Below are 26,360 nucleotides of genomic sequence, written 5' to 3' on the forward strand. Positions count from 1 at the left end.
TCCAGTAGGCACGCCGTGTGTCGCAAAGGTGTTTTGCCACAACACGTTCGAGCGCGCAAGAGCGGGGAGCCGAGATCACCGGCCCGGCCCCGTCTGCTATGGCGCTCCACTCAGGCCGGCGCGGGCATGCTCATGAGCACGTTCGTGGGCGCCCCGCTGGGCGATCCCCCGGCCTGCTCGACGCTCACCGCGAGCTGGTCCACCGCCCCGACGCCGTCGGCGACGACCAGGCCACCGTCGGCCGTCGAAGCGATCACCCCGGCCGAGCGCGGCGCGGCGCGGCCGGTGATCAGCCAGGCCTCGTAGACCTTCCCACCCGGCTGCACCGGCAGCCCGGCGTCCATCACCATGACGCGGTTCAGCGACTTCGACGCGATGACCGTCACGCCGCCGCCGATCGGCGCGTCACCGTGCACGGTCTTGGCGTCGGGGGCCGCGAGCAGCGCCGCCACCGGGGCGTAGCGCTCCTTCGCCTGGTCGAGCTGGGACTGCGCGCTTTGGAGCTGCTGCTGCTGGGTCAGCGCGATGCCGCCGAACACGCCACCCGCGGCGAGCCCGACGACGGCCGCCGCGGCCGCCACGACGACCGCCCAGCGCGGGGCGCGCGCCGACCGGCGGGGCCGTTCGTGCGCGCCGGGCCGCGTCCGCGGCGGCAGCTGACGGGTGGCGTGCATGGCCGCCATGACGCGGTCCTTGAACTCCGGCGGTGGTTCCTCGGCCATCGCCGCGCCCAGCCGGGCCGCGGTCGCGCGCAGCTCGGCGACCTCCTGCGCGCAGGAGTCGCACTGCTCGAGGTGGCGGGCGAACTCCGCGCGCTCGATGTCGGAGACCGCGTCGAGGGCGAAGGCGCCGGCCAGGGTGTGCATCTCGGGCGTGCTCAAGCGGTCACCCCCAGGCAGTCCCGCAGGCGGATCAGCCCGTCCCGCAGCCGCGTCTTGATGGTTCCTTGCGGCGTCGACAGCACTTCGGCCACCTCGCGATACGTATAGCCCTGGTAGTAGGCGAGCAGCACGGACTCGCGCTGCAGATCGGTCAGGAAGGACAGGCACCGGCGCACCTGGGAGCGTTCCAGGCGCGCGGTGACGGATTCGGCGACCTCGTCGAACGGGCGGCCGCGGGCGGCTTCGAAGGTCGCTTTCTGCTCCCGCTCGGTGCTCGCGCGCGCCGAGCGGACGCGGTCGACGGCGCGGCGGTGCGCCAGCGTCATCGCCCAGTTCAAGGCCGAGCCGCGCTCGGGCGCGTACCGCGTCGCGGTGCGCCACAGCTCGACGAGCACCTCCTGGGCGACCTCTTCGGACTGCGCCGCGTCCCGCACGATCCGCCGCACCAGCCCGAAGATCGGCCCGGCGAGCTGGTCGTAGAGCAGTTCGAAAGCCCGCTCGTCACCCTTCGCGACGCGCACCATCAGCTCCTCCGCCGTCGGGCCGGCCGGGACTTCGGCGGGCACCGGCGCCAGGGGGCGCGGGCGGGCCTGATCATCCATGCAGCTGTCCTCCGGCGTTCTGCGGGGTGCGCGCGATGACCGGCGCCTTGCGCAGCCACAGAGCGACGCCGTGGCGGCGGATCAGCGCGGACACCCGCTGCGGGAGCAGCGGCCGGGCCAGGACGAGCCGGGCCAGCCACCGCGGGTCCACCGGGCGGCGAACACCCCGCAGCGTAGCGACCAACGGCGTCGCGTTCCCGCGCCGCAACGCCACCGTGAGGTCGAGCAACGCTTCCGGGTGGGGCAGGCGCATCCGGTACTCGCCGTCCATCTCCTGGAACGGCGAGACGTAGAACTCCTTGGCCGCGCGGGCGAGCCCGGCTTCGTCGGGGCGCAGCAGGTAGGCGTGCCGGCCGCCGTAGGTGTTGTGCACCTCGGCGACGACGCACTCGAGGCGGCCGTCGGGGCCGTGGCACCAGTACACGCTGATCGGGTTGAACACGTACCCGAGCACGCGCGCGGCGGCCAGCATGACGACCTTCCCGCCGCGCAGGTCGACGTCGCGTTCGGCGAGCCAGGCGTCGAGCTTCTCCCGGATCCCGCGCGGGTCGGTCGCGACGAAGTGGTCGCGGCGGTCGAACCGCGCGAACGGCCGCAGCCAGAACGGCAGCTCCGGCGGCGCGTCCAGGTCCACCAGCCACAGGTACACGCGGTGCGCGAAGGAGTGCGGCGGGTCGATCCGCCGCACGTGCGCGACCGTGGCGTCGTAGAGCGCGTTCGTCACCAAGTCACTCCGAGGCTTTCGGCGGCGCGGGCACCCGAGGAGCAGCCGTCTTCGTGGAAACCCCAGCCGTGGTAAGCACCGGCGTAGGCCAGGACGCCGTCGTTCAGCTCGGGCAGCCGTCGTTGCGCCGCAACGGATTCCGGGGTGTAGACCGGGTGCTCGTAGCGCATCTTGGCGACCAGCGCCGCCTTGCCGGTGTGCTCACCCGGGTTGAGCGTGACGACGTACCCGGTCGGCTCGTCGAGGCGCATCAGGCGGTTCATGTCGTAGCTGACCTGGACCGCGCCGGTCGGCGCGCCGCACACCGGGGCGCGGTAGTTCCAGCCCGCGCGCGCGTCGGCCAGCGACGGCAGCACGCTCGTGTCGGTGTGCAGCCAGGCTTCGTTGGCCGAGTAGCGGAACGCGCCGAGCACTTCGCGTTCGGCCGCGGTCGGGTTGGCCAGCAGCGACAGCGCCTGGTCGGCGTGCGTGGCGATGACGACCTTGTCGACGCGGTGCGGGGTGTCGGCGTCGTCGCGGACCTCGACGCCGCGCGCGGTCCGCAGCACCGACCGCACCGGCGTGGACAGGTGCACCGCGGTGAGCTGCTTGGCCGCGCGTTCGACGTATTCGCGGGACCCGCCGACGACGGTCCGCCAGGCCGGCGAGTTCTTGACGCTCAGCATCCCGTGGTTGCGGAGGAACTCGAACAGGTAGCGCGCCGGGTAGCGCAGCGTGTCGCTGCGGTCGGCCGACCAGACCGTCGAGACCAGCGGCAGCATGAAGTGGTCGGTGAAGTAGCGGGTGTACCCGCCGATGGCGAGGAACGCGCCGAGCGTGACGTCACCGGCGTCCTTCGCGTCCAGCAGCCGCTTGGCGTGCCGGTGGAACTTCTTCACCTCGGCCAGCATCCGCAGGTAGCGGGGCCGCGCGAGGTTGCCGCGCTGGGCGAACAACCCGGGCAGCCCCTTCGCGCCGGCGTACTGCAGGCCACAGCCGTCGCACCGGATGCTCATCGACATCTCGGTGTCGCGGGTGTGCACGCCGAGCTCCGCGAACAGCTTCAGCAGCGTCGGGTAGGTGCGCTCGTTGTGGACGATGAAGCCCGAGTCCACGCCGATGGTGCCGCCGTGGGCGCTGGGCACGTCGTGGGTGTGCGCGTGCCCGCCGAGCCGGTCGTCGGACTCGAAGAGCAGGACCTCGTGCTTGCGTTGCAGCAGGTATGCCGCGGTCAGCCCGGCCACCCCGCTGCCGATGACGGCGATGCGTTCTCCCGTGATCTCCACACCGGTACTTCGCCGCCGGGCCGGGTGTGGATTGGATGAGCGTGGCACCAATCCACCACGCAGGAGAGAGCGAATCCCGGACATGCCGAACAGCACCGCGCACCGCCTCGCCTCGTTCGCCGAAAAGCTCCTCGGCGGGCAGCTCCCCGTCGGCCTCCGGACCTGGGACGGAACCCGCGTCGGCCCAGTGGACGCGCCCACCGTGGTGCTGCGCAACCGCCGCGCCCTGCGCCGCCTGCTCTACGCGCCGGGTGAGCTGGGTCTCGCCCGCGCCTACGTCACCGGTGACCTGGACGTCGAGGGTGATCTCGCCGACGGCTTCCGCCGGATCTGGGCCCTCACCCGCGCGGGTGAGCTCAATCGAGTGAAGATCGGCCCGCGTGACTGGGTGGAAGCCGCCAAGCTCGCCGCGGCGCTCGGCGTCGTCGGGCTCCCGCCGAAGCCGCCCGCGGAGGAGGCCCGGCTGACCGGGAAACTGCACAGCCTGCTGCGCGACAAGTCCGCGATCGCCCACCACTACGACCTGAGCAACGCCTTCTACCAGCTGCTCATGGACGAGTCGATGGCCTACTCCAGCGCGTACTTCACCGCCGAGTCGCAGAGCCTGGAGCAGGCGCAGCACGACAAGCTGGAGATGATCTGCCGCAAGCTGGGGCTGCGCCCGGGCATGCGGCTGCTCGACATCGGCTGCGGCTGGGGCTCGCTGCTGGTCCACGCGGCCAAGCACCACGGCGTGCACGCCGTCGGCATCACGCTCTCGGCCGAGCAGCTGCAGCACATCCGCGGCCGGCTCGCCCAGCACGACCTCGAAGACCGCGTCGAGGTCCGTCGCCAGGACTACCGCGAGCTGCCGGACGCCCCGTTCGACGCGGTGGCGTCGATCGAGATGGGCGAGCACGTCGGCGAGGTGAACTACCCCACCTACACCGCGACGCTGCACAAGATGGTCAAGCCGGGCGGGCGGGTGCTGATCCAGCAGATGTCGCGCGGGAACGTCGCGCCCGGCGGCGGCGCGTTCATCGAGCGGTACATCGCGCCGGACATGACCATGCGCCCGGTCGGCCGGACGGTCGACCACCTCGAAACCGCGGGCCTCGAAGTGCGGGACGTGCACGCCATGCGCGAGCACTACGTGTGGACGGTGCGAGCCTGGGCCGACACCCTGGAGGAGAACTGGGCCGACGTCGTCGCGCTCATCGGGGAGACGGGCGCGCGGGTCTGGCGGCTGTACCTGGTGGGCGGGGCGCTGGCGTTCGAGGAGAACCGGATGGGTGTGGACCAGATCCTGAGCGTGCGACCGCACGCCGACGGCACGAGCGGCCTGCCGGCGACGCGGGAGTGGCTCTGATGGCGCTGGGCACGACACTGCTCTTCACCGCGGCCGTCACGCTCGTGGCGGTCGTGGTGACCTTCGGGATCGCGCGGGCCCGCAAGCGCTACGACACGGTGGACACGTTCTGGGGCACGGGCTTCGCGATCGTCGCGCTGGCCGCGTTCCCCTTCGGCGACGGGCCGCTGGCGTTGCGCCTGGTGGTGCTCGCCCTGACCGCCGTCTGGGGTGTGCGGCTCTCGCTGCACCTGCACCTGCGCAACCACAAGCTGCCCGAGGACCCGCGGTACGCGCGGATGCGTCAGGAGCCGCTGCGGATCTTCACGCGGGTGTACCTGTTCCAGGGCCTGGTGCTGTACTTCGTCTCCCTTCCGGTGCAGTTCGCCATGTACGGCACGGGAATCGGCGTGCTCGGCTGGCTCGGTGTCGTGGTGTGGCTGATCGGGTTCGCGTTCGAGACGATCGGCGACGACCAGCTGCGCCGGTTCAAGGCCGACCCGGCGAACAAGGGCAAGGTGCTCGACACGGGGCTGTGGCGCTACACGCGGCACCCGAACTACTTCGGCGACGCGTGCGTGTGGTGGGGCCTCTACCTGCTGGCCTGCTCGACGTGGCCGGGCGCGTTGACGATCCTCTCTCCCGTGGCGATGACGTTCACCCTGGCTCGCGGCACGGGGAAACCGATGCTGGAGAAGGGGATGGCGCGCACCCGCCCGGCGTACGCGCACTACGTCGAGCGGACCAGCGGCTTCTTCCCGTTGCCGCCCAAGAAGGTCACTCCCCGGTGACGCCGTCGGTCAGCTCGCGCAGCAGGTCGAGGTGGCCGACGTGCCGGGCGGTCTCCTCGATCATGTGCGTGAGCACCCAGCGGACGTTGAACGTCTCGTCCTTGTGCGTGACCTGCTCGTCGAAGTCGCGGGCGGCGACGATTTCGCGGCTGCGCTCGCACTGCTTCGCGTAGTCGGCGAGCAGGTTTTCGAGCGTGGTGCCGGGTGGGATCCGGAACTCCGCGTCCGGGTCCTGCTCGAGCTTCGCCTCCCAGGTGTTCTCTTCGCCGTCGACGACGACGGCGAACCAGAACCACTCGTTCAGCGTGAGGTGGGCGACCAGGCCGGCGATGGTCGTCAGCTCGCTGGGGACGTGCTTTTCGCGCGCTTGCGCTTCGGTGAGCCCGCCGGCCTTCCACGCGACGGTGGCGCGGTGGTGGTCGAGCATGCTCGTGAGGATCTCGCGCTCGCCGCCGGTGAGCGGAGCCTCGGGTCGTTCGGGTCGTTCGGTCATGACCGGAACTCTGCCAGAGGGGTACGACAGGTTCGTCCGGTCAGGCGGCGCCCGGCTGCCCGCCGGCCCCCGGCGAACCACAACGCACGAGCACGAACCGGCACACTTTCCGGCCGCCGGCGTTCCGTTCCGCCCAAGCGGCGACCACCAGGTAGTCGCCGTCGTCGCGGTAGGCGCGCGTCAGGAGGGGATAGCGGGCCCCGAGGTAGCTGCCCTTCCGGACGATCCGCACCGGCCGCTTCGCCAGCCAGCTGGTGCGCAACGCGGCATTGCCCGGCGAATCGAACGACTGGTCGGCGACCTGCCTGCCGCCTTCCCGCCCGTCTTGTCCGGTGTAGACGACGAAGTCCAGCCCGGGACCGGGGCCGAGCACTATCGACTCGGCGCCCAGCCACGCGTTCCCGACCACCCCCGGCCGCGGCGCCCGGTGGACGAACACGACTTGGACGCGCGACGAGGCGCCCGCGGTCACCGGCCGGGAACCCGCCTTCCCGGCGCGTCGCAAGCGCCGCCGAAGCTGCGAGAGCCGGGCCCCGACCCCTTCGAACAAGGCCGTCTCCAGCTGGGCAGCCACCCAGATCGGGCGCTTGACGTAGGGCAGGCCGTAGAGCTCGGCGACGAGCTCACGCCGTCGAGGGTGCCCACGCGGATAGACGAGCACGATCAGCCGGAGGCAGAATCCCGGCGCGAAGCCGAACAAGCCCACCGCCGCCACCAGCTCGGGCCACATCCCGGCGAGGTCGAGCAGCTCGGTCATCAGGCGAACCGCCCGATCAGCCCGGTGAACCGCGCGTCCCGGCGAGCGGCCTCGAGCAGGGCGCCCAGCTCGGCAGAGCCCTTGGCGGTCAGCTCGTAGTACCGCCTCGGCGGGCGCTTCTGCTCCCGCGTGGCGGCCGGATCCTCCCATCCGTCGGTCAGCCAGCCCTCGTCGAGCATCCGCGTCAGCATCGGGTAGAGGACACCGGAACGGACCCCGGCGCGCCGCGACAGGTCGTAGCCCCATTGCCGCGAGGACGGCTGCGCCATGAGCGCGGCTGCCACCTGGATCAGCGAATGCGTCTTACGCATAGCTCTTAATCTACATAGATAGATCTGGCGGCACAACCGAAATACCTTGCGCACGATGTAATCGTGGGCTAGGTTTGCGGACGTGCCGGACGAATTCCTCTTGGACGAGCAAGCTTGCTTCGCGCTCTACGCGGCGTCGCGCGCGGTGACGGACACGTACCGTCCCCTGCTGGGCGAGCTCGGCCTGACCTACCCGCAGTACCTCGTGCTGCTGGTGCTGTGGGAGTCCGACCGCCGGCCGGTCAAGGAGATCGGCGAGGCGCTGCACCTGGACTACGGCACGCTTTCCCCGCTGCTCAAACGACTCGAGGCCAACGGGCTGGTGACCCGGGCACGCCTGCCCGAGGACGAACGCACCGTGGTGATCAGCCTGACCGAGGAGGGCCGGGCGGTGCGCACGCGCGCCGCGGGCGTCCCCTCGGCCATCGGCTGCGCACTGGGCCTCGACGACACCGCGCGGCGGCAGCTGATCGAAACCCTGAGGCGGCTGACGGCGTCGGCCGCCGCCTACTCATCTGGAGGCTCTGATGCCCAGCCGTGACGCGACCACCCACTGGGTCGGCGGACTGCAGAACGGGAAGGGCGAGGTCACCCTGGACTCGTCCAACGCCGGCACGTTCTCCGTGTCGTTCCCGACCCGCGCCGGCAACCCGGACGGCCAGACCAGCCCGGAGGAGCTCATCGCGGCGGCGCACTCGTCGTGCCTGGCGATGAACCTGTCCGGCGTGCTGGAGGCCCAGAAGCTGACGGCGGACTCGATCGACGTGAGCGCGGAGGTGACCCTCGGCCCGGCGGCCGGCGGCGGCTTCGAAATCAGCGGCATCGCGATCACGCTGCGCGCGTCCATCGAGGGCGTGACAGCGGAGCAGTTCGCGGAGTACGCGGAGACGGCGGAGAAGACGTGCCCGGTGTCGAAGGCCCTCGCGGGCACGACGATCACCCTGGACGCCGCTCTCACCTGACCCGGCCCCAAGCGCCCCAATGTGGCCTTGGTTGCGTCTGACGCACCGAAGGCCACATTGGGGCGCTAGCCCCGCGCCGTCGCCTTGGCTCGATAAGTCGACTTCTTCGCCTGGTTCCCGCAAGTCTCCATCGAGCACCACCGCCGCGTGCCCGGCCGTGACGTGTCCAGGAACAACGCGCCGCACCGCTCGCCCGCGCAGTGGCGGACCCTGGCGAACTCCGGCGACGTCACCAGCTCCAGCGCGTCCCGCGCCAGCAACGCGAGCATCGCGGCCGCCGGATCCGCCGCCTGCCAACGCAATTCGCCCGACGGGGTCAACGAAGGTGACGGCACCGGAAGCGCCGCGAACCGGTTCAGCCGCTGCCGTTCCGGAGCCCGCACCGAGCCGGTGAGCAGCGCGTGGATCGCTTCGCGCGCCACCCTCGCGTCGTCCGCCGAGGCGGGGCGGACCGGCGACGGGAACGGGCCGAACGCGTCGATCCACGCGCCCCACGCCGCCGCGTCCGGGAGCTCCTCCACCGCCGCCGGCGTCCCGCGGTAGCGCAGCGTGCGAACGAAGTCGAGGCACAGCCGGCCGGCGCCCGAGCGGAATCTGTCCGTCATCCGGATCACAGTACGCCGGAACCGCTTTGACTGGTACCGTCGGGAACCGATCAAACCGGTTCCAGGGGGCACGATGACGGACACGAAACAGGACGCGCCGCCGAGCTGGCTCGTGCTGCTGCTGGCCGTCTCATGTGGACTGACGGTCGCCAACCTCTACTACGCCCAGCCGCTTCTCACCGAGCTGAGGCACACCTTCGGCGTCGGCGAGGCCGCCGCCGGCGGGGTCGTCACCGCCACCCAGATCGGCTACGCCGCGGGCATGCTGCTGCTCGTCCCGCTCGGCGACCGGCTCGAGAACCGCGGTCTCGTCGCCACATTGCTCGCGCTCGCCTGCGCGAGCCTGGTCGCCACCGGCGTCGCACCCGGGTTCGCCGTGCTGCTGATCGCGTCCCTGGTCGCCGGGGCGGCGTCGGTGGTCGTGCAGATCCTCATCCCGTTCGCCGCCGACATCTCCCCCGACGCCATCCGCGGCCGGATCGTCGGGCGCGTCGTGAGCGGGCTGCTGTTCGGCATCCTGCTCTCCCGGGTGGTCGCCAGCCTGCTGGCCGAAGTGACCAGCTGGCGCGTGGTGTTCCTGATCTCGGCGGCGGCGATGGCCGCGCTGGCCGTCGTCCTGCGGTTCAGCCTGCCGCGGCGCGCGCCCAAGACCGACGTCCACTACGGACAGCTGCTGCGCTCGACCCTGGCCATGTGGACGAAGCATCCCGCGTTGCGCCACCGAGCGCTGTACCAGTCGGCGATGTTCGGCGCGTTCAGCGCGTTCTGGACGACGATCGCGTTCGTGCTGACGGCCCCGCCGTTCAACTACAGCCAGCTGGGCGTGGGCCTGTTCGCACTGGCCGGGGCGGCGGGCGCCGCGGTGGCGCCGCTGGCCGGGCGGTGGTCGGACCACGGCCACGGCCGGCAGCTCACCGCGGGCGCCTTCGCGCTCTGCGCCGCCGCGTTCGCGCTCGCCGGGTTCGGCGCGCACAGCGTCGTCCTGCTGGCGATCGCGGCGATCGCGATCGACATGGCCGTCCAGGCGACGCTGGTGACGGGCCAGCACGTGATCTACCAGCTCGACCCGTCGGCCCGCGCCCGGGTGAACAGCATCTACCTGGGCACGTTCTTCGTGGGCGGCGCGATCGGCTCCCAGGCCGGTTCGATCGCCTACCACCTCGGCGGCTGGACGGCGGTGGTCGTGTTCGCCGGGGTGCTCCCGCTGCTCGGCCTGGCCGGCATGACCCGCACCGAGGTCTAGCCGAAGACCGCCCGGTTCCGCTCGGCCCATTCGGCGTACGTCGTTCCCTTGCGGCCCAGTAGGTCCTCGACCACGCCGGTCGGGGTTTGCGGGTGCCGCAGGGTTTCCTCGAAGCCGTCCAGCATCCAGTCGACGGCTTGCTCCGGGACGCCGTAGCCGATCCACTGCGCGCGCTGTTCGCTTCGAGTCAGCTCGCGGAACCGGATTTCCCTGCCCAGCACCGCCTCCAGCGTCGTGACCTGTCCGCGCACGCTGATCGCTTCCGGTCCACTGAGGACGTACGTCCGGCCGACGTGCCCTTCGGTGGTCAGCACCCGCGCCGCCACCGCCGCGATGTCGCCCAGGTCGATCGGGGTCTGCGTCGCGTCGCCGTAGGCCACGGCGACCTCGCCCGCGCGGACCATGGGCGCCCAGTCGAGCGTGTTGTTCATGAAGACGCCGGGCCGCAGGAAGGTCCAGGCGAAACCGGCTTCCTTCACCGCTGCTTCCACGGCGCCGTACTCGTTGCCGCTGGAGCCTTCGTGCTCGTCGCCGACGCTGCTGCCCGACAACGCGACGACCCGCTTGATGCCCGCTTCGGTCGCGAGTTCGCAGAACCGCTGGACGGTCCGCGCCATCGGGGCCAGGTACACCGCCTCGACCCCGTCCAGCGGCAGGGTCGACGGCCGCGCGAGCGACCCGACGACCACTTCGGCCTCCGGCGGAAGTTTCGCGCGCCCAGGGTCGACCGTCAGTGCTCGCACCGGGGCTCCCAGGGCCAGTAGCTCGTCGACCACCAGCCGGCCCACGCTGCCGGTCGCGCCGGTCACCAAGATCGTCATGACACCCTCCTCGTATCCGTATGCCGTACGATATAGTACGGCATACGGGAAGTCGGGCGCACGTAAATCAGCGGGAGAGGACGGGCGGCGTCGGGCAGGATGAGCCGATGAGTGCCCAGCGGTTCCGTGACCCCTTGGTCCGGGTGGAGCGGTTCGCCGGCTGCCGCTGTGGCTCCAGGCCGACTGCCGCCGCAAGGTCCTGTGGGCCTACAACACCGACCACCTCGACCGGATCCCCGGCACCATGAGCATGGTGGAGCGGCTCCCGGCCTGGCTGAAGTCGGCCAAGAACCGGGACGAGGTCCTTCGAGTCATCCGCCGCCTGCGGACGTCCCTGCCGTGACTCAGGAAATGGTCGGCAGCTCCGGCGCCGCGACGTCGTAGACCTTGCCGTCCTGGGTGAGCAGCGCCGCGAGCACCTTGGCCTTCCGGTCCGTCTGCTCCGCCGTCCCCCAGCGGACGATCTTCCCGCTCGACAACGTGAACTCCACGCTCGCCGGGGTTTTCGCCGTTGCCGTCGTGACCTGCTTCAGCAGCTGCTCCGGGATCACGCCCAGGACCGCCGTCACCGCGCGGGTCACCGGGTCGTCCGCCGAGACCTTCGGCAGCTTGAGCTCCGGCAGGCCCGCCGGCCGCGCGGGCACCGTCTTGAACACGACGCCGCCGCCGTCGACCAGGTGGACTCCGTCGCCGCCCGGGCCGCTGTCGAAGAACGCGATCGCCGTTCGCTCCGTCACCGTGATCTCCACCGTGCTCGGCCACGAACGCGACACCTCGACCGTCGCGATGCCCGGCATCGCCGCCACCCGGTCGCGGATCTCGTCGGTGCTCAACCGCAGCATCGGCTTGTCCATCGGGACCGCCGCCACCGCGCGGATCTGGTCCGCCGTCACCGTTCGCGAACCGCTGACCGCGACCTCCTGCGCCCCCAGCATCGAGCTGAAGAACAGCAGGTACACCAAGGCGATCACGGTCAGCAGCGACAGCAGCGCCACCCAGCGGCGGCGGATTTCGGCGCGCCGGTTGGGTCGTTTGCGCGGTGACGGACGCGCCGCCGCACGCGTGCGGCGGCGCTCCTCTTCCGACCGCCGCCCCCGCCGTTCCCGGGCCAGGGCGGCGCGATCCGGTGTCTCCTCGTCGGAGGACGGACGGCGGCGTTCCCTGGTCGGACTCATGGCGTCAGCGCTTGTCCAGCTCGGCGAGGATCTCCGGGCCCAGCTGCGTCACGTCCCCGGCGCCCATGGTGACGAGCAGGTCGCCCGCGCGCACCAGCCCGGCCGCCAGCCCGGCCGCGACGTCGAACGCCGGCTCGTAGTGCACCGGCACCGTGACGCGGTCCGCGATCAACGCGCCCGTGACGCCCGGCTCCGGCTCTTCCCGTGCGCCGTAGACGTCCAGCACGACGACCTCGTCCGCCAGCGACAACGCCGCCGCGAACTCGGAAGAGAACATCTTCGTGCGCGAGTACAGGTGCGGCTGGAACACGACGACGACCCGGCCGTCGCCGGCCGCGGTCCGCACCGCGCGCAGCTGCGCGGCCACCTCGGTCGGGTGGTGGGCGTAGTCGTCGTAGACGCGGACGTCGCCCGCCCGGCCCTTGAACTCGAAGCGCCGCCGGACGCCGCCGAACGCGGCCAGCCCGTCGGCCAGCTCGGCCGCCGGCGCGCCCAGCTCGATCCCGGCCAGCAGCGCCGCGACCGCGTTCAACGCCATGTGCTCACCCGGCACCGCGACCCGCACCGACAGCTCCGAGCCGTCCAGCGACAGCCGCACCACGCCGCCGTCGGGCGCCGGGGTGTAGTCCAAGATCCGCGCGTCGGTGGCCGTGCGGCCGTACCGGCGCACCCGGACGCCCAGCTCGGCGGCCTGGTCACCCAGCTCGTTCGCCGCGGCGTCGTCACCGCAGACGATCAGCAGCCCGCCCGGCACGATCCGGCCCACGAAGTCGGCGAAGACCTTCGTGTAGGCCTCGGCCGTGCCGTGGTGGTCCAGGTGATCCGGCTCGACGTTCGTCACGACCGCGACCGACGGCGAATACGTCAGGAACGAGCCGTCGCTCTCGTCGGCCTCGGCGACGAAGATGCCGCCCTCGCCGTGATGGGCGTTGGCGCCGGACTCGTTGAGGTCGCCGCCGATGGCGAACGACGGGTCGAGCCGGCAGTGCTGCAGCGCCACCGTCAGCATCGACGTCGTCGACGTCTTGCCGTGCGTCCCCGCGATGCAGGCGACGCGGTGGCCTTCCATCAGCCCGGCCAGCGCCTGGGCCCGGTGCAGCACCGGGATCCCGGCGGCGCGCGCCGCGACCAGCTCCGAGTTCGTCTCCTTGATCGCCGTCGAGACCACGACCGCCGACGGCGGCTGGGAAAGCGCGGCGATGTTCGAGGCGTTCTGGCCGACGAACAGCTCGGCGCCCTGCGCGCGCAGCGACAGCAGCGCGCGCGACTCCTTCGCGTCCGAACCCGACACGAAAGCCCCGCGCGCCAGCAGGATCCGCGCGATGCCGGACATGCCGGCCCCGCCGATCCCGATCAGGTGCGCCCGGCGCAGCTCCTCAGGCAGGTCAAGCACCGGCGGCCTCCAAAACAATCCGGGCGAGGGTCTCGTCGGCCTCGCGGTGGCCCATGCCGGCCGCCGCCGCGCTCATCTTCGCGACGCGGTCGGCGTCGGTGACCAGCGGGACGACCAGCTCGGCGACCTTGGCCGGGCTCAGGTCGGCGTCTTCGACCATCAGGGCGGCGCCGGCGTCGACGGCGGGCCGGCCGTTGGAGGCCTGCTCGCCGTTGCCGATCGGCAGCGGGACGAACACCGCGGGCAGCCCGACCGAGGTCACCTCGGCGACGGTCATCGCGCCCGACCGGCAGATCGCGACGTCGGCGGCGGCGTAGGCCAGGTCCATCCGCTCCAGGTACGGCACCGGCACGTACGCCGGCTTGCCCGGGAACTCCTGCACGACCAGCGTGTTCTTGGGGCCGTGCGCGTGCAGCACGCCGACGCCGGCGTCGGCGAGGTCCTTCGCCGCGCCGGACACCGCGGCGTTGATCGACTGCGCGCCCTGTGAGCCGCCGAAGACCAGGAGCGTCGGCGCGTCCGGGTCGAGCCCGAAGTGCTCGCGGGCCTCGGCACGGAGCCCGGCGCGGTCCAGCGACGTGATCGAGCGCCGCAGCGGGATCCCGATGACCTCGGCCTTCGGCAGCGGGGTGCCCGGGACGGCGACCGCGACGCGCGCCGCGAACCGCGCGCCGACCTTGTTCGCCAGGCCCGCCGACTTGTTGGCCTCGTGCACGACGATCGGGACGCGCCCGCGCGCGGCCAGGTACGCCGGCAGGGCCACATAACCGCCGAAGCCGACGACGACGTCCGCGCCGACCCGGTCCAGCACCTCACGGGTCTTGCGCACCGAGTCCCGCACCTTCAGCGGCAGCCGGAGCAGCTCCGGCGTCGGCTTGCGCGGCAGCGGGACCGGCGGGATCAGCTCCAGGTCGTAACCGCGGGCCGGGACGAGCTTGTTCTCCAGGCCGCGCTCGGTGCCCAGCGCCACGACCGTCGCGTCCGGGCGCAGCCGCTTGACGGCGTCGGCCAGGGCGAGGGCGGGTTCGATGTGTCCTGCGGTGCCACCTCCGGCGACCACGACCACGGGCGCCTTGCCCGCGGCGGACCGCTCGGTTCCCTTGACGGGCTTGCTCACCAATGACCTCTCCGGTTCGCGGTACTCCGGGTACCACGGCTGGCTGTTGTCCGCGCGGCCCCGCCGCGAGACGTGGCCGTGCTCGTCCGTGCCGCGCTGCGGCGCACCGGTTCGCGGACCGACCTGCGTCGTTCCTGCGCCGGGGCGGGCCGGGCCGCACGGGGCGCCGGCCTGGCCGCCTTCGCCCCGGTGCGCGCCGCCCCCTTGCGGGTGGCGGGCGGGCGGTACGGATCGGGCGCGGGCAGCCGCAGCAGGCGTCCGAATTTACCCGGCCCCTGTGTGCGCAGTGCGGCCACCGCCTCCGGTTCGTGCCGGGCGGCGTTCGCGAGCACGCCCATGATGAGCATGGTGATCACCAGGGAGGTGCCGCCGTAGGAGATCAGCGGCAACGTGACGCCGGTGACCGGCAGCAGGCCGACGACGTAGCCGATGTTGATGCCGGCCTGCGCCACGAGGAACACCGTCAGCGTGCCGGAGACGATCCGGATCCACGGGTCGATGTTGCGGGTGGCGATCCGCAGGCCCACGATCGCGACCCCGGCGAACAGCGCGAGCACGACGACGCAGCCGATCAGCCCGAGCTCCTCGCCGATCAGGGCGAAGATGAAGTCGTTCTGCACGTTCGGCAGGTAGCCCCAGTTGGACGCGCCCTGGCCGAGCCCCTTGCCGAGGAAGCCGCCGTCGGCGAGCGCGAGCTTGGCCTGGTTGGCTTGGAAGCCCTCGGCGCTGGTGTCGGCGTCCGGCGACAGGAACGACATGACGCGCTGGAGCCGGTAGGGCGCGATCAGGGCGAGCACGAGCACGCCGGCCAGGCCGCCCGCGAGGATCACGCCGAACAGCCGTTTCGGGGCGCCGGCGAACCACAGCAGGGCCAGCAGGACGACGGCCAGGGTGACTGTGCCGCCGAGGTCGGGCTGCAGCATGACCAGGGCGAACATCAGCAGCGCGATGGGCACCACCGGCACCAGCAGGTGCCGCCACTGGTGGATCACGTTGTACTTGATCACCAGGATGTGCGCGCCCCAGAAGGCCAGGGCCACCTTCGCGGCCTCGACCGGCTGGAAGGTGAAGTCGCCGAGCCGGAACCAGCCCTGCGAGCCGTTGACCGTCGAGCCGAGCGGGGTCAGCACCAGCACCAGCAGGCCGAGGGAGATCACCGTGGCGGTGGCCGACATCGCGCGGATCCGCTCCAGCTTGACCCGCAGGCCCAGCCAGAACACGACCGAGCCGATCGCGACGAACACGAGGTGCTTGGTGAACAGCGAGTACACGCCGCTGCCGGTCTTCGGGTCGTAGGAGGCGACCGACGACGCCGAGAGCACCATGACGACGCCGATGACGGTGAGCACGCCGGTGAGGGCGAGCACGAGGTGGAACGACGCGAGCGGGCGCGAAAGCCACGCGGTCAGCGCGGTGCGGAAGGCGACGAAACCGCTCTCCTTGCGCTCGCGGCGCGGCCGCTTCGGCGGTGTCTTCGGCTTGGGTTCAGTGACCGTCACTCGGCTCCCCCGCTGCGTCGTCGCGGAGGACGTGCACCGCCGCGGCGAACGCGTCGCCGCGTGCGCCGTAGTTCGGGAACATGTCCAACGACGCCGCGGCGGGTGCGAGCAGCACCACGTCACCTGGCCGGGCCATCGCGCTGGCCGCACTCACCGCCGCAGTCATGGGTTCATCGTCACCCGGACGGAGGCTGTTCACCGGGACATCCGGCGCGTGTCGCGCAACAGCGGCGGCGATCACGGGTGAATCGACACCGAGTAGCACAACTCCGCGGAGGCGGCCACCGATGCTGCGGACGAGTTCGTCGACCGAGGCGCCCTTGAGCTGGCCCCCGGCGATCCACACGATGCTTTCGTGGGCCCGCAGCGACCCGGCGGCCGCGTGCGGGTTGGTCGCCTTCGAGTCGTTGACGTACCGGACGCCGGCGACCTCGGCCACCTCGACGGCCCGGTGCGGGGCGGGCTGGTACTCGCGCAGCCCCTTGAGGACGGCCTCCGGCGAGACGCCGTGCGCGCGGGCCAGCGCGGCCGCGGCGAGGGCGTTCGAGACGTTGTGGGGACCGGCCGGGCGGACGTCCGACAGGGTCGCGAGCTCTTCGGCGCTGGTCGCCGGGTCGGCGACGAACGCGCGGTCGACCAGCAGGTCTTCGACGATCCCCAGCTCACCGGCCCGCGGCGTGTCGAGCTGGAACCCGACGCGGCGGGCGCCCTCGGCCGCGTGCTCTTCGGCGATCCGGGTGGACCAGTCGTCGTCGGCGTTGTGCACCGCGACCTTGGCGTGCGTGTACACGCGGCCCTTCGCCGCGGCGTACTCGTCCATCGAGCCGTGCCAGTCGATGTGATCCTCGGCGAGGTTGAGCACCACCGCCGCGTCCGGGGCCAGCGTCGAGGACCAGTGCAGCTGGAAGCTCGACAGCTCGACGGCCAGCACGTCGTAGCCGGCGCGGACCGCGTCGAGCGCCGCGTAGCCGATGTTCCCGCAGGCCACGGCGTTGCTGCCGGCGGCCTTGAGGATCGACTCCAGCATGCCGACGGTGGTCGTCTTGCCGTTGGTGCCGGTGACCACCAGCCACGACGGCGGGTGCTCACGCAGCTGCCCGACCCGCCAGGCCAGTTCGACGTCGCCGATCACCTCGACACCCGCCTCGGCCGCGGCCACCTGCAGCGGCGACGTCGGCCGCCAGCCGGGGCTCGTGACGACCAGGACGGCGTCTTCCGGCGGTTCGGTCAGGCCCGGCACCAGCTCCGCGCCGAGGCCGTCCAGCTCGGCCAGGCGTTCGGCGTTGCCGTCGGTGACCGTGACGCGCGCGCCGAGGTCGACCAGCGCGGGCACGATCGACTTGCCGGTGACCCCGGCCCCCGCGACGAGAACGTGACGACCGGAGATCTCCACGGTCAGCCCCCGAAGCCGAGCTGCTCGCTGTAGAACAGGCCCAGGCCGAACATGCAGCAGATCGCCGAGAGCAGCCAGAACCGGATGATGACCGTGGTTTCCGCCCACCCGGCGAGCTCGAAGTGGTGGTGGAAGGGCGCCATCCGGAACAGCCTTCGCCGCGTTGTCCGGAACACCGCGATCTGCGCGACCACCGAGATCATCTCGACCATGAACAGGCCGCCGATGACGATGGCGAGCAGCTCGGTGCGGGTGGTCATCGACAGGCCGGCGACCAGGCCGCCGAGGGCCAGCGAGCCGGTGTCGCCCATGAAGATCTTGGCCGGGGCCGCGTTCCACCAGAGGAACCCGACGCAGGCGCCGGTGGCCGCGGCGGCGACCACCGCCAGGTCGAGCGGGTCGCGGACGTCGTAGCAGGCCTGCGCCGGGCCGTTGGCGCAGTTGAGCCGCTCCTGCCAGAACGCGATGACGACGTAGGTCGCCAGCACCATCGCCGCCGAGCCGCCGGCCAGGCCGTCGAGGCCGTCGGTGAAGTTCACCGCGTTCGACCAGCCGGAGATCACGATGTAGCAGAAGATCACGAAGAACACCGCGGGGAAGGTGATCAGCGCGAGGTCGCGGACGTAGGACAGGCTCTGCGACGCCGGCGTGATGCCGCGGGCGTCGGCGAAGTTCAGCGCCAGCACCGCGAACGCGACCGTGACCACCAGCTGGCCGACCAGCTTCGCGGTCTTGTTCAGCCCCAGGTTGCGCTGCTTGCGGATCTTGATGAAGTCGTCGAGGAACCCGACGATCCCCAGGCCCACGGCGAGCATCAGGACGAGCAGCCCGGAGGCCGTCGGCGCGCCGCTGCGGGAGTTGAACATCCAGTTGATCAAGTGCGCGGCGAAGTACCCGATGACCATCGCGATGATGATCGCGACACCACCCATGGTCGGGGTACCGCGCTTGGACTTGTGTCCCTGCGGGCCTTCTTCACGGATCTCCTGGCCGAAGCCCTGCCGGGAGAAGACCCGGATCAGGTAGGGCGTCAGCATGATGGAGACCAGCAGGCCCGCCGCGGCCGCGATCAGGATGCTGATCACGCGTCACCACCGTTCGAGCGATTCTCGGAGTTGTCGGTTTCCCGGGGTTCGAGCAGGGCCTCGGCGACCCGCCAGAGACCGGCGGCCTTCGAGGCCTTGACCAGCACCACGTCCCCGGGACGGAGCTGATCATGCAGCAGGGCGGTGGCGGCCTCGACGTCGGGTACCAGAGTGGATTCCTCGCCCCAGGAGCCTTCCTGGAACGCGCCCTGGTGCATGGCCGCCGCCTCGGGCCCGATCACGACGAGCTTGGCGATGTTGAGCCGGACGACCAGGCGGCCGATCTCGTCGTGGGCGGTGACCGCGTCCGCGCCGAGCTCGCCCATCACGCCGAGCACGGCCCAGGACCGGCGGCCGGTCTCCCGCGTCATCGCGGCGAGGGCCTTGAGGCCGGCCCGCATCGACTCGGGGTTGGCGTTGAAGGAGTCGTTGAGGATCGTCACGCCGTCTTCGCGGGTGACGACCTCCATGCGGCGCGCGGAGCGCCGTTCGAGCCCGGAGAGGCGCTGGGCGATCTCCTCGGTCGTCGCGCCCAGCTCCAGGGCCACCGCGGCGGCCGAGAGCGCGTTGCCGACGTGGTGCTCGCCGTGCAGCGGCAGCTGGACGTCGGCCGCGCCGGCCGGGGTGACCAGCCGGAAGGACGCGCGGGCCTCGTCGTCGAGGGTGATGTTCTCCGCGCGGATCTGCGCCGAGGGGCTTTCGCCGACGTACACCACGCGGGCCTTCGTGCGGCTCGCCATGGCGCTGACCAGCGGGTCGTCGGCGTTGAGGATCGCGACGCCGTCCTCGGGCAGGGCCTCGACCAGCTCGCCCTTGGTCTTCGCGATGCCCTCGCGGGAGCCGAACTCGCCGACGTGCGCGCTGCCGACGTTGAGCACCACGCCGATCTTCGGCGGCGCGATCTCCGCGAGGTGGGCGATGTGCCCGGGCCCGCGCGCGGACAGCTCCAGCACCAGGTGCCGGGTCTGCGCGTCGGCCCGCAGGGCGGTCCAGGGGTGGCCCAGCTCGTTGTTGAACGAGCCCGGCGGCGCCACCGTCGGGCCGAGCGGCTCCAGGAGCTGCGCGATGACGTCCTTCGTCGAAGTCTTGCCCGACGAGCCGGTGACGCCGACGACGGTCAGGGTGCCCTCGGCCAGGCGCTGCACGACGAACCGGGCGAGCTTGGCCAGCGCGGCCAGCACCGCGGCGCCGGAGCCGTCCTTGTCGCCGGTCAGCGCGACCGACCGCTCGTGGGCCTCGCCGGGGGCGAGCGGCGGGACGACGATCGCGGGCGCGTCGACCTCGCGGGCGGCCAGCACGGCCACGGCGCCGGCCTCGACGGCCTGCGCCGCGAAGTCGTGGCCGTCGACCTTCTCCCCCGGCAGGGCGACGAACAGGCCGCCGGGGGTGAGCTTCCGGGTGTCGAACTCCACGCTGCCGGTCACCTGCGTGCCCGGGTCCGCGTGGTGCAGCCGGCCGCCGACGACGTCGGCGATCTCGGCCAGGCTGAGCACGATCACACACTCACCTCGAGTTTGTTGCGGATGGCCGCGGCCAGCTCGTCGCGGTCGGAGAACGGGTGCACGACGCCGCCGGCCTCCTGGCCGGACTCGTGCCCCTTGCCGGCGAGGAAGACGATGTCGCCCGGCCCGGCGAGCTCGACGGCGTGCGCGATGGCCTCGCGGCGGTCGCCGATCTCGACGACCTCGCCGCCCTCGGCGGGACCGACCGCGCGGGCGCCGGCGAGCATCGCGGCGCGGATGGCCGCGGGGTCCTCGGAGCGGGGGTTGTCGTCGGTGACGATCAGGACGTCGCTGCGGCGGGCCGCCGCCTCGCCCATCATCGGGCGCTTCGCGGTGTCGCGGTCGCCGCCGCAGCCGAGCACGGTGATGATCCGGCCCTCGGCGCGGGCCCGCAGCGCGTCCAGGCCCTGCGAGACCGCGGCCGGCTTGTGCGCGTAGTCGACGACGGCGGTGAACGCCTGGCCGACGTAGACCCGCTCCATCCGGCCCGGCACCTGCACGTCGGCGAGCCCGGCGACGATGTGCTCCAGGCTCACGCCCGCGGTGCTCAGGATCGCGGCGGCCAGCACGGCGTTGGCGACGTTGAACTCGCCGGGCAGCGGGATCTTCGCCCGCGCGCTCTCGCCTTCCGGGCCCTGCAGCGTGAAGGTCTGCTCGCCGTGCGGGGTGGCTTCGAGGCCGGTGGCCTTCCACGCGGCGTCGGTGCCCGGGTCCGTGGTGACCGTGATCGTCTGCGGGGTGAGCAGCGCCTGCCCCCACGCGCTGTCGACCACGACGACCTCGCTGGTCGAGCGGCCGTCGAACAGCAGCGACTTCGCGGCGAAGTACTCCTGCATGTCCTTGTGGAAGTCCAGGTGGTCCTGGGAGAGGTTGGTGAACGCGCCGACCGCGAACCGGGTGCCGTTGACCCGGCCCAGCGCGAGCGCGTGGCTGGAGACCTCCATCGGCACGTGCGTGACGCCGCGCTCCAGCATCACCGCGAGCAGCGCCTGCAGGTCCGGCGCCTCGGGCGTGGTGAACCCGCTGACCAGGCGTTCACCGGCGATCCGGGTCTCCACGGTGCCGATCAGGCCGGTGGTCAGGCCCGCGGCCTGCAGCCCGGCGTCGACCAGGTAGGACGTCGTGGTCTTGCCGGCGGTCCCGGTGACGCCCAGGACGGCCAGCCGCAGCGACGGCTCGCCGTAGATCCAGGCGGCGATCTCGCCGAGGGCGGCACGCGGGTCGGTGTGCACGAGGATCGGGACGCCGGCGTCGCGCAGCGCGGGCCGCTCGGCGCCCTCGGCGTCGGTGAGGACCGCGACGGCGCCGGCGGCGATCGCCTGGTCGCTGAAGTCGGCGCCGTGCGCGCGGGCGCCGGGCAGGGCCGCGAAGAGGTCCCCGGGCAGCACGTGCTGGGCCCGCAGCGTCGTGCCGGTGACGGTCAGCTCGGCGGCGTCGGGCGAGTCGGCGATCAGGCGCGCGTCCGCCCGGGCGAGCAGGGTCGCCAGCGGGACCGGGTCGATGCGCGCCGGGCGCGGCGGCGCGGGGACCGCTTTCACCGGGCTTTCCGGCACCTGGGAACGGGACGTGGACTCGGACACGGCCAAGAGGCTACCGGCGGCCGTTCGGGGGCTCGTCACGCGGTACGGCGATTGCGCGCGGCTGAGGGACATGTGCTAGGTGGCTCGTCGCTCCCCGTTGCGGCGCAAGGACTTCCCGGGTGCTCCGGACCGAAGTGGACGCTGGACACGCGAAAGCCCCCTCACACCGGTGAGGGGGCTTTGACGCACAGTGCCTATTGCACGATGAGCGGGACTTCCGGCGACGGCCCGTCCGACAGCGGGATCTGGTACCGCTGCGTCAGGTACGAAGCGATGCTGTGGAACAGCGGTGCGGCGGAGTGCCCGACCGGCAGCGTCGTGTCCGGCGCGTCCAGCCGGATGCCGACGACGAACCGCGGGTGGTCGGCGGGCAGGATGCCGGCGAAGGTGATGTTGTACAGGTGGTCGCTGTAGGCCTTCGTCCGCGGGTCGACCTGCTGGCCGGTGCCCGTCTTGCCGGAGATCTGGTAGCCCTCCACCGCCGCCGTCGGCGCGGTGCCCTTCTGCAGGCCCTTGCCGTTCTGCGCGACCGCGCGCATCATGTCGCGCACCGTCTTGGCCGTCTGCGGGCTGACCACCTGGACGCTCTTCGGGGCCGGCTCGGGCACCGTGGTCCCGTCCGGGTTGACCTTCGCCTTGACGATCCGGGGTTCGACGCGCAGGCCGTCGTTCGCGATCGCCTGGTACATCCCGGCCATCTGCAGCACGGTCATCGACAGGCCCTGCCCGATCGGCAGGTTGCCGAAGGTGGTCGCCGACCACTGGCTGCGCGCCGGCACGACGCCCGCGCTCTCGCCGGGCAGGCCGACGCCGGTGCGCTGGCCGAGCCCGAACCGCTTCAGCAGCTCCGAGTAGTGCTCCTCCCCGATCTTCTGGGCCAGCAGCAGCGTGCCGATGTTGGACGACTTCGCGAAGATCCCGGCGGTGGTGAACGTCTGCGTGCCGTGGGTCCAGGCGTCGTGCACGGTCTTGTCCGCGACCTGCAGCGAACCGGGCACCTGCACCGTCGACTCCGGCGTCGCGATGCCTTCGTCGATCGCGCCGGTGGCGGTGACGACCTTGTTGACCGACCCGGGCTCGAACGGCGTGGTGACCGCCGGGTTGTTCAGGTCGTCGGCGGTCCAGGTCGTCTGGTCGTTCGGGTCGAAGGTCTTGTCGTTGGCCAGCGCGTAGACCTCGCCGGTCTTGCTGTCCATGACGACGGCCTGCCCGCCCTTGGCGTGCGACTGCTGGACGTAGTCCGACAGCTGCCGCTGCACCTCGTACTGCAGGTCGGAGTCGACGGTGAGCTCGAGGTCCGAGCCGGGCACGGCGGCCTGCAGGTCGCGCTCGGTGCCCGGGATGACGACGTTGTCGCTGCCGTTCTTGGTGTTGACCAGCATCCGGCCCGGGGTGCCCGCCAGGTCGTTGTCGCGGACGAGCTCGAGCCCGATGAGGCCGTGCAGGTTGTGCTTGGACACGTCCGGGTCGTCGGAGCGCCAGTTCGCGGCGCCGACGATGTTCGCGGCCAGGCTGCCACCCGGGTACTCGCGCAGCGCGCGCTTCTCGACACCGATCCACGCGAAGTGCTTGACGATGTCGGCGGCGACCGACGGCTCGACGTTGTTCACCAGGTAGGTGAAGGACGCCTGCTTGTGGAACAGGTCGAGCAGCTGCTGCTCGCCGATCACGTTCGGCAGCTTGCCGGCGATGTACTTCGCGGCTTCGGCGGTCTCGGTGTCGAACGTCCGCTTCGTGCCGGGGTTCTTCGCGGCGAAGTCGGTCATGCTCTTGCGCAAGGCCTTGAGGTTCACCGAGAGCGTGCGCACCTCGACGCTGAACGCGAGCTTGGCGCCGTTGCGGTCCACAATGGACCCGCGCTGGGCCGGGATGTCGATGGTCTGGGTGCGCTGCCGCTCGGCCGCGGCCGAGAGCGCCGCGGCGTCGAACCACTGCACCTGCACCAGTTTCACGCCCGCGACGAGCAGCACGGCGACCAGCAGCAGCCGCACGACCGAGAACCGGCCGCGGTTGCCGCCGTTGCCCCGGCGCGCGGCCGCGCTGCGCGTCCCGGCGGCGTAGGTCCGCCGGGCGCTCCCGGCGCGCGAACGACCCTGGCCCCGGCTCGAAGCCATCACTGGCCGCCTCCGGGCTGCTGCTGCTCTTCGGCGGGCACCGCGGGCTGGTCGCCCTCGATCGGGGCGCCCTGCTGCGACTGCGTGCCCGCGGCGGGCGCGGCCGGCGGCGCGACGGGCACCGCCGGCGTGTCCGGCTTCGCCTTCTTGGGCTCGCCGACGAGCGAGGTCTTGCCGTCCGGGCCGACGACGATGCGCGCCGGGTCGTCCCCGGGCACCATGCCGAGCTGCTGGGCCGCGGGGGCCAGCGACGCGGGCGATTCCGCCTTCGCGACGTCGCGCTGCAGCTGCTCCTTGGTCTCGGCCAGGTTCGCGTTGGTCGTGCGCAGCTGCTCGAGCCGGTAGGAGTCGGCGATCGCCTGCGTGGTCAGCCACAGCGTGGTGGCCACGCCGACGGCCAGCAGCGCCATCATCATCAGCACGAACGACGCCCGCGACTTCGGCAGCAGGAGCTTCAGCTTCAGCTTCGGCGTGGGTTCGCCGGGCTCGGCCTTCTTCGGCGCCGGGCGCGGCTCGCGCTCCTTGAGCAGGTCGGCACGCTGGGCGCGGCGCGCGTAGGCGCGTTCGGCCGCGCTGGTGCGCCCCCGCGACGCGCGGCGCGGCGCGGTCTTGCCCGGCTCGAGGGTCTGCGGGTCCGGCTCGACGGTGGTCGAGGCATCGGCGCGGCCCCGCGTCGCCGGCGCGGCGCGGCGGCGGGACTTCGTGGGAGCGGTCATCGCGGCTCTCCGATCCTCTCTGCGGCCCGCAACCGCACCGAAGCGGCGCGCGGGTTGTGTTCGATCTCCTCTTCGCCGGCCTTCTCGGACCCGCGGGTCAGGAGCTTCAGCTCCGGCCCGTGGCCCGGCAGCTCGACCGGCAGCCCCTCCGGCGTGCGGGACTTCGCCAGCTCGGCCAGCGCCTGCTTGACGAGCCGGTCTTCCAGCGACTGGTAGGACTCGACGACGATGCGGCCGCCGACGGGCAGGGCGCCCAGCGCGGCGGGCATCGCCCGGCGCAGGACCTCCAGCTCGCCGTTGACCTCGATCCGCAACGCCTGGAACGTGCGCTTGGCCGGGTGCCCGCCGGTGCGCCGGCTGGCCGCCGGGACGGCGTCGTAGAGCAGCTCGACCAGGCGTCCGCTCATGGTGAACGGCTCCTTCTCGCGCTCGTTGACGACGGCACGGACGATCCGCTGCGCGAAGCGTTCTTCGCCGTAGTCGCGCAGGATCCGGATCAGCTCGCCGGGCGCGTAGGTGTTGAGCACGTCGGCGGCGGTGAACCCGGTGGTCGGGTCCATCCGCATGTCGAGCGGCGCGTCCTTGGCGTAGGCGAACCCGCGCTCGGCGCGGTCCAGCTGCATCGACGAGACGCCGAGGTCGAAGAGGATGCCGTCGGCCTTGGTGAGGTTCAGCCCTTCGAGCGCTTCGGGGAGTCCGTCGTAGACCGTGTGCACGAAGTCGACGCGGTCGCCGTGGCGGGCCAGGCGTTCGGCGGACTTCTCGAGCGCGGCGGGATCGCGGTCCAGGGCGACCAGGTGCAGTCGCGGGAAGGCTTCGAGGAGGGCGTCGGAATGCCCGCCGAGGCCGACGGTCGCGTCCACGAGAACCGCGTCGCGGTCGGCGAACACGGGGGTGAACAGCTCGACGATGCGGCCGAGCAGCACCGGGACGTGCTCGGGTGCCGTCATGTTCCCTCCCCCCTTTCTCGGTGGCTCGGGGGGAAATATGGCGGATGCCGTCAGGTCCCTGTCCGCCCGCTTGCTGACCTGGTACCGGGGAAGGTGCACCAGGGCCATTTGAGCGGACAGAGGCCTCACGGCATCCGGGTGGGCGCGCCCCGGCGTGCGGACGGCGAACCTCTTCGTCCCCCGACGACGAAGGTGCACCGCGGCCACACGCCTAGAAGACGCCCGGCAGTACTTCCTCTCGAGCCTTCGCGTAGCTGTCTTCGTGTTCCTCCAGGTAGCCCTGCCACGCTTGGGCGTCCCAGATCTCCAGCCTGGTGATCGCCCCGATCACCACGCATTCCTTGCTGAGCCCCGCGTAGCGGCGGAGCTCGGGCGCGATGCTGATGCGCCCCTGGCCGTCCGGCCGTTGTTCGTCCGTGCCCGCGAACAGGTAGCGCTGGTAGGCCCGGACGGCCTCGTTGGTGAACGGGGCCTCGGCGACCTTGCGCGCCATCTGCTCGAACTCGGCGCGGGGGAAGACGAAGAGGCAGTGGTCCTGCCCCTTGGTAAGCATCAGCCCACCCGCCAAGGCGTCACGGAACTTCGCGGGCAGCGCGAGCCGCCCTTTGTCGTCCAGCTTCGGGGTGTGGGTGCCGAGGAACACGGCCTCCACCTCCCTACCGCCTGAGGTGGTAAACCACCACGGACGGCTCCGGGGCTTCCCTTCCGCCCCACTGGCCACCACCGTACCCCACTTTTCACCACAGTCAACGCGTGAAAAGCCCGGCTCACTCCGTCGTGTGCTTTGTTTGCGCAGGTCAGCAGGGTGGGGGTCGGTGGGGGGTGTGGTGGGGGACGGTGGCCAAGATCCCCCGCGCCGGGGGCCGGAGCAACCTCAGCTGTTCCCCAGACGTCCGCATAACGGCCGCGAGAACCCCACAAACCCCCGAGTGGAGCCGAGCGCGAACCCCGGTGGGGCCAAGTGGGGCCCCCAGGTGGGTCGGAGTGGGGACCGGGGTGGAGCAAAGTGGAGACACCCGCGTGACGAGCGGGGCATCACCCGTGATCCGACAGG

26 protein-coding genes are annotated in these 26,360 nt (G+C 71.9%); 5 read left to right on the plus strand and 21 right to left on the minus strand.

Features of this window, described 5'->3' with window-relative positions:
* Positions 1–110: 110 nt before the first annotated feature.
* Genes M8542_RS28680 through M8542_RS28695 form a run of 4 tightly spaced genes read right to left on the minus strand, consistent with a single transcriptional unit; the run spans position 111 to position 3,472 of the window.
* Positions 111–881 carry an anti-sigma factor gene (locus tag M8542_RS28680; RefSeq protein ID WP_257923373.1) on the minus strand — a complete coding sequence of 257 codons (771 nt, stop codon included), beginning with the start codon at positions 879–881 and terminating at the stop codon, positions 111–113.
* Positions 878–1,483 (minus strand): ECF RNA polymerase sigma factor SigK, encoded by a 606-nt coding sequence (gene sigK, locus M8542_RS28685; protein ID WP_257923374.1) that lies wholly within the window; start codon positions 1,481–1,483, stop codon positions 878–880. The genes M8542_RS28680 and sigK overlap by 4 nt, the downstream gene beginning before the upstream one ends.
* Positions 1,476–2,210, minus strand: a complete 735-nt coding sequence (locus M8542_RS28690; RefSeq protein WP_257923375.1) for a DUF1365 domain-containing protein — start codon at positions 2,208–2,210, stop codon at positions 1,476–1,478. Before M8542_RS28690 ends, sigK begins: the two co-directional genes overlap by 8 nt.
* Positions 2,204–3,472, minus strand: coding sequence for an NAD(P)/FAD-dependent oxidoreductase (locus tag M8542_RS28695; protein ID WP_257923376.1), 1,269 nt, complete (start codon positions 3,470–3,472; stop codon positions 2,204–2,206). The genes M8542_RS28690 and M8542_RS28695 overlap by 7 nt, the downstream gene beginning before the upstream one ends.
* 82 nt (positions 3,473–3,554) lie before the next feature.
* On the opposite strand from M8542_RS28695, the gene M8542_RS28700 reads away from it, so the two are divergent.
* Positions 3,555–4,820, plus strand: a complete 1,266-nt coding sequence (locus M8542_RS28700; RefSeq protein ID WP_257923377.1) for an SAM-dependent methyltransferase — start codon at positions 3,555–3,557, stop codon at positions 4,818–4,820.
* Positions 4,820–5,590, plus strand: coding sequence for a DUF1295 domain-containing protein (locus M8542_RS28705; protein WP_257923378.1), 771 nt, complete (start codon positions 4,820–4,822; stop codon positions 5,588–5,590). The genes M8542_RS28700 and M8542_RS28705 overlap by 1 nt, the downstream gene beginning before the upstream one ends.
* Here the strand turns inward: M8542_RS28705 and M8542_RS28710 are convergent.
* Genes M8542_RS28710 through M8542_RS28720 form a run of 3 tightly spaced genes read right to left on the minus strand, consistent with a single transcriptional unit; the run spans position 5,577 to position 7,151 of the window.
* Positions 5,577–6,083 carry a DinB family protein gene (locus tag M8542_RS28710; RefSeq protein WP_257923379.1) on the minus strand — a complete coding sequence of 169 codons (507 nt, stop codon included), beginning with the start codon at positions 6,081–6,083 and terminating at the stop codon, positions 5,577–5,579. The genes M8542_RS28705 and M8542_RS28710 overlap by 14 nt on opposite strands.
* A gap of 40 nt (positions 6,084–6,123) precedes the next feature.
* Complete coding sequence (locus M8542_RS28715) at positions 6,124–6,840, minus strand: YDG/SRA domain-containing protein (protein WP_257923380.1); 717 nt, start codon at positions 6,838–6,840, stop codon at positions 6,124–6,126.
* The gene (locus M8542_RS28720; protein WP_257923381.1) at positions 6,840–7,151 is read right to left on the minus strand and encodes a PadR family transcriptional regulator; all 312 of its coding nucleotides are present in this window, start codon (positions 7,149–7,151) and stop codon (positions 6,840–6,842) included. The genes M8542_RS28715 and M8542_RS28720 overlap by 1 nt, the downstream gene beginning before the upstream one ends.
* A gap of 82 nt (positions 7,152–7,233) precedes the next feature.
* Between M8542_RS28720 and M8542_RS28725 the strand changes: the two genes are divergently transcribed.
* Together M8542_RS28725 and M8542_RS28730 are read left to right on the plus strand one after the other, a co-directional pair.
* A complete protein-coding gene (locus M8542_RS28725) occupies positions 7,234–7,692 on the plus strand; it encodes a MarR family winged helix-turn-helix transcriptional regulator (protein ID WP_257923382.1) in 459 nt (152 codons plus the stop codon).
* On the plus strand, positions 7,679–8,113 hold the full coding sequence (locus M8542_RS28730; protein WP_257923383.1) for an OsmC family peroxiredoxin: 435 nt from the start codon (positions 7,679–7,681) through the stop codon (positions 8,111–8,113). The genes M8542_RS28725 and M8542_RS28730 overlap by 14 nt, the downstream gene beginning before the upstream one ends.
* A 65-nt stretch (positions 8,114–8,178) precedes the next feature.
* Here M8542_RS28730 and M8542_RS28735 read toward each other — a convergent pair whose 3' ends face one another.
* Positions 8,179–8,718, minus strand: coding sequence for a CGNR zinc finger domain-containing protein (locus M8542_RS28735; RefSeq protein WP_257923384.1), 540 nt, complete (start codon positions 8,716–8,718; stop codon positions 8,179–8,181).
* 73 nt (positions 8,719–8,791) lie between these two features.
* On the opposite strand from M8542_RS28735, the gene M8542_RS28740 reads away from it, so the two are divergent.
* Entirely contained in the window at positions 8,792–9,961 is a 1,170-nt protein-coding gene (locus M8542_RS28740; RefSeq protein WP_257923385.1) for an MFS transporter, read from the plus strand.
* On the opposite strand, the gene M8542_RS28745 is transcribed toward M8542_RS28740, so the two are convergent.
* The 13 genes from M8542_RS28745 to mraZ all read right to left on the minus strand — a co-directional run bounded on the left by M8542_RS28745 (position 9,958) and on the right by mraZ (position 25,949).
* On the minus strand, positions 9,958–10,782 hold the full coding sequence (locus tag M8542_RS28745) for an NAD(P)H-binding protein (protein ID WP_257923386.1): 825 nt from the start codon (positions 10,780–10,782) through the stop codon (positions 9,958–9,960). The genes M8542_RS28740 and M8542_RS28745 overlap by 4 nt on opposite strands.
* A gap of 344 nt (positions 10,783–11,126) precedes the next feature.
* Entirely contained in the window at positions 11,127–11,957 is an 831-nt protein-coding gene (locus tag M8542_RS28750; RefSeq protein WP_257923387.1) for a cell division protein FtsQ/DivIB, read from the minus strand.
* A 4-nt stretch (positions 11,958–11,961) separates the two neighbouring features.
* A complete protein-coding gene (gene murC, locus M8542_RS28755; protein ID WP_257923388.1) occupies positions 11,962–13,350 on the minus strand; it encodes a UDP-N-acetylmuramate--L-alanine ligase in 1,389 nt (462 codons plus the stop codon).
* Entirely contained in the window at positions 13,343–14,467 is a 1,125-nt protein-coding gene (gene murG, locus M8542_RS28760) for an undecaprenyldiphospho-muramoylpentapeptide beta-N-acetylglucosaminyltransferase (protein WP_257923389.1), read from the minus strand. Before murG ends, murC begins: the two co-directional genes overlap by 8 nt.
* Positions 14,464–15,966, minus strand: coding sequence for a putative lipid II flippase FtsW (gene ftsW / locus M8542_RS28765; protein WP_257923390.1), 1,503 nt, complete (start codon positions 15,964–15,966; stop codon positions 14,464–14,466). The genes murG and ftsW overlap by 4 nt, the downstream gene beginning before the upstream one ends.
* Complete coding sequence (gene murD, locus M8542_RS28770; protein WP_257923391.1) at positions 15,953–17,359, minus strand: UDP-N-acetylmuramoyl-L-alanine--D-glutamate ligase; 1,407 nt, start codon at positions 17,357–17,359, stop codon at positions 15,953–15,955. Before murD ends, ftsW begins: the two co-directional genes overlap by 14 nt.
* A gap of 2 nt (positions 17,360–17,361) precedes the next feature.
* Positions 17,362–18,444, minus strand: a complete 1,083-nt coding sequence (gene mraY, locus M8542_RS28775) for a phospho-N-acetylmuramoyl-pentapeptide-transferase (protein WP_257923392.1) — start codon at positions 18,442–18,444, stop codon at positions 17,362–17,364.
* Complete coding sequence (locus M8542_RS28780; protein WP_257923393.1) at positions 18,441–19,943, minus strand: UDP-N-acetylmuramoyl-tripeptide--D-alanyl-D-alanine ligase; 1,503 nt, start codon at positions 19,941–19,943, stop codon at positions 18,441–18,443. The genes mraY and M8542_RS28780 overlap by 4 nt, the downstream gene beginning before the upstream one ends.
* A complete protein-coding gene (locus M8542_RS28785) occupies positions 19,940–21,484 on the minus strand; it encodes a UDP-N-acetylmuramoyl-L-alanyl-D-glutamate--2,6-diaminopimelate ligase (protein ID WP_257923469.1) in 1,545 nt (514 codons plus the stop codon). Before M8542_RS28785 ends, M8542_RS28780 begins: the two co-directional genes overlap by 4 nt.
* Before the next feature lie 236 nt (positions 21,485–21,720).
* Positions 21,721–23,640, minus strand: coding sequence for a peptidoglycan D,D-transpeptidase FtsI family protein (locus M8542_RS28790; protein ID WP_257923394.1), 1,920 nt, complete (start codon positions 23,638–23,640; stop codon positions 21,721–21,723).
* Positions 23,640–24,356: a cell division protein FtsL gene (ftsL, locus tag M8542_RS28795; protein WP_257923395.1), complete on the minus strand. Its 717-nt coding sequence runs from the start codon at positions 24,354–24,356 to the stop codon at positions 23,640–23,642. The genes M8542_RS28790 and ftsL overlap by 1 nt, the downstream gene beginning before the upstream one ends.
* Positions 24,353–25,306 (minus strand): 16S rRNA (cytosine(1402)-N(4))-methyltransferase RsmH, encoded by a 954-nt coding sequence (rsmH, locus tag M8542_RS28800; protein WP_257923396.1) that lies wholly within the window; start codon positions 25,304–25,306, stop codon positions 24,353–24,355. Before rsmH ends, ftsL begins: the two co-directional genes overlap by 4 nt.
* A 211-nt stretch (positions 25,307–25,517) precedes the next feature.
* Complete coding sequence (gene mraZ / locus M8542_RS28805; protein WP_086670270.1) at positions 25,518–25,949, minus strand: division/cell wall cluster transcriptional repressor MraZ; 432 nt, start codon at positions 25,947–25,949, stop codon at positions 25,518–25,520.
* Between the last annotated feature and the right edge of the window lie 411 nt (positions 25,950–26,360).

The sequence above is a fragment of the Amycolatopsis iheyensis genome (assembly GCF_024703995.1).
GTDB lineage: Bacteria > Actinomycetota > Actinomycetes > Mycobacteriales > Pseudonocardiaceae > Amycolatopsis > Amycolatopsis iheyensis.

Excerpts from the sequence above, each read along its gene's own strand:
- sigK (WP_257923374.1), bottom strand. The coding sequence starts at position 1,483 with ATGGATGATCAGGCCCGCCCGCGCCCCCTGGCGCCGGTGCCCGCCGAA.
- M8542_RS28700 (WP_257923377.1), top strand. The coding sequence starts at position 3,555 with ATGCCGAACAGCACCGCGCACCGCCTCGCCTCGTTCGCCGAAAAGCTC.
- M8542_RS28705 (WP_257923378.1), top strand. The coding sequence starts at position 4,820 with ATGGCGCTGGGCACGACACTGCTCTTCACCGCGGCCGTCACGCTCGTG.
- M8542_RS28710 (WP_257923379.1), bottom strand. The coding sequence starts at position 6,083 with ATGACCGAACGACCCGAACGACCCGAGGCTCCGCTCACCGGCGGCGAG.
- M8542_RS28715 (WP_257923380.1), bottom strand. The coding sequence starts at position 6,840 with ATGACCGAGCTGCTCGACCTCGCCGGGATGTGGCCCGAGCTGGTGGCG.
- M8542_RS28720 (WP_257923381.1), bottom strand. The coding sequence starts at position 7,151 with ATGCGTAAGACGCATTCGCTGATCCAGGTGGCAGCCGCGCTCATGGCG.
- M8542_RS28730 (WP_257923383.1), top strand. The coding sequence starts at position 7,679 with ATGCCCAGCCGTGACGCGACCACCCACTGGGTCGGCGGACTGCAGAAC.
- M8542_RS28735 (WP_257923384.1), bottom strand. The coding sequence starts at position 8,718 with ATGACGGACAGATTCCGCTCGGGCGCCGGCCGGCTGTGCCTCGACTTC.
- M8542_RS28740 (WP_257923385.1), top strand. The coding sequence starts at position 8,792 with ATGACGGACACGAAACAGGACGCGCCGCCGAGCTGGCTCGTGCTGCTG.
- M8542_RS28745 (WP_257923386.1), bottom strand. The coding sequence starts at position 10,782 with ATGACGATCTTGGTGACCGGCGCGACCGGCAGCGTGGGCCGGCTGGTG.
- M8542_RS28750 (WP_257923387.1), bottom strand. The coding sequence starts at position 11,957 with ATGAGTCCGACCAGGGAACGCCGCCGTCCGTCCTCCGACGAGGAGACA.
- M8542_RS28790 (WP_257923394.1), bottom strand. The coding sequence starts at position 23,640 with ATGGCTTCGAGCCGGGGCCAGGGTCGTTCGCGCGCCGGGAGCGCCCGG.
- ftsL (WP_257923395.1), bottom strand. The coding sequence starts at position 24,356 with ATGACCGCTCCCACGAAGTCCCGCCGCCGCGCCGCGCCGGCGACGCGG.
- rsmH (WP_257923396.1), bottom strand. The coding sequence starts at position 25,306 with ATGACGGCACCCGAGCACGTCCCGGTGCTGCTCGGCCGCATCGTCGAG.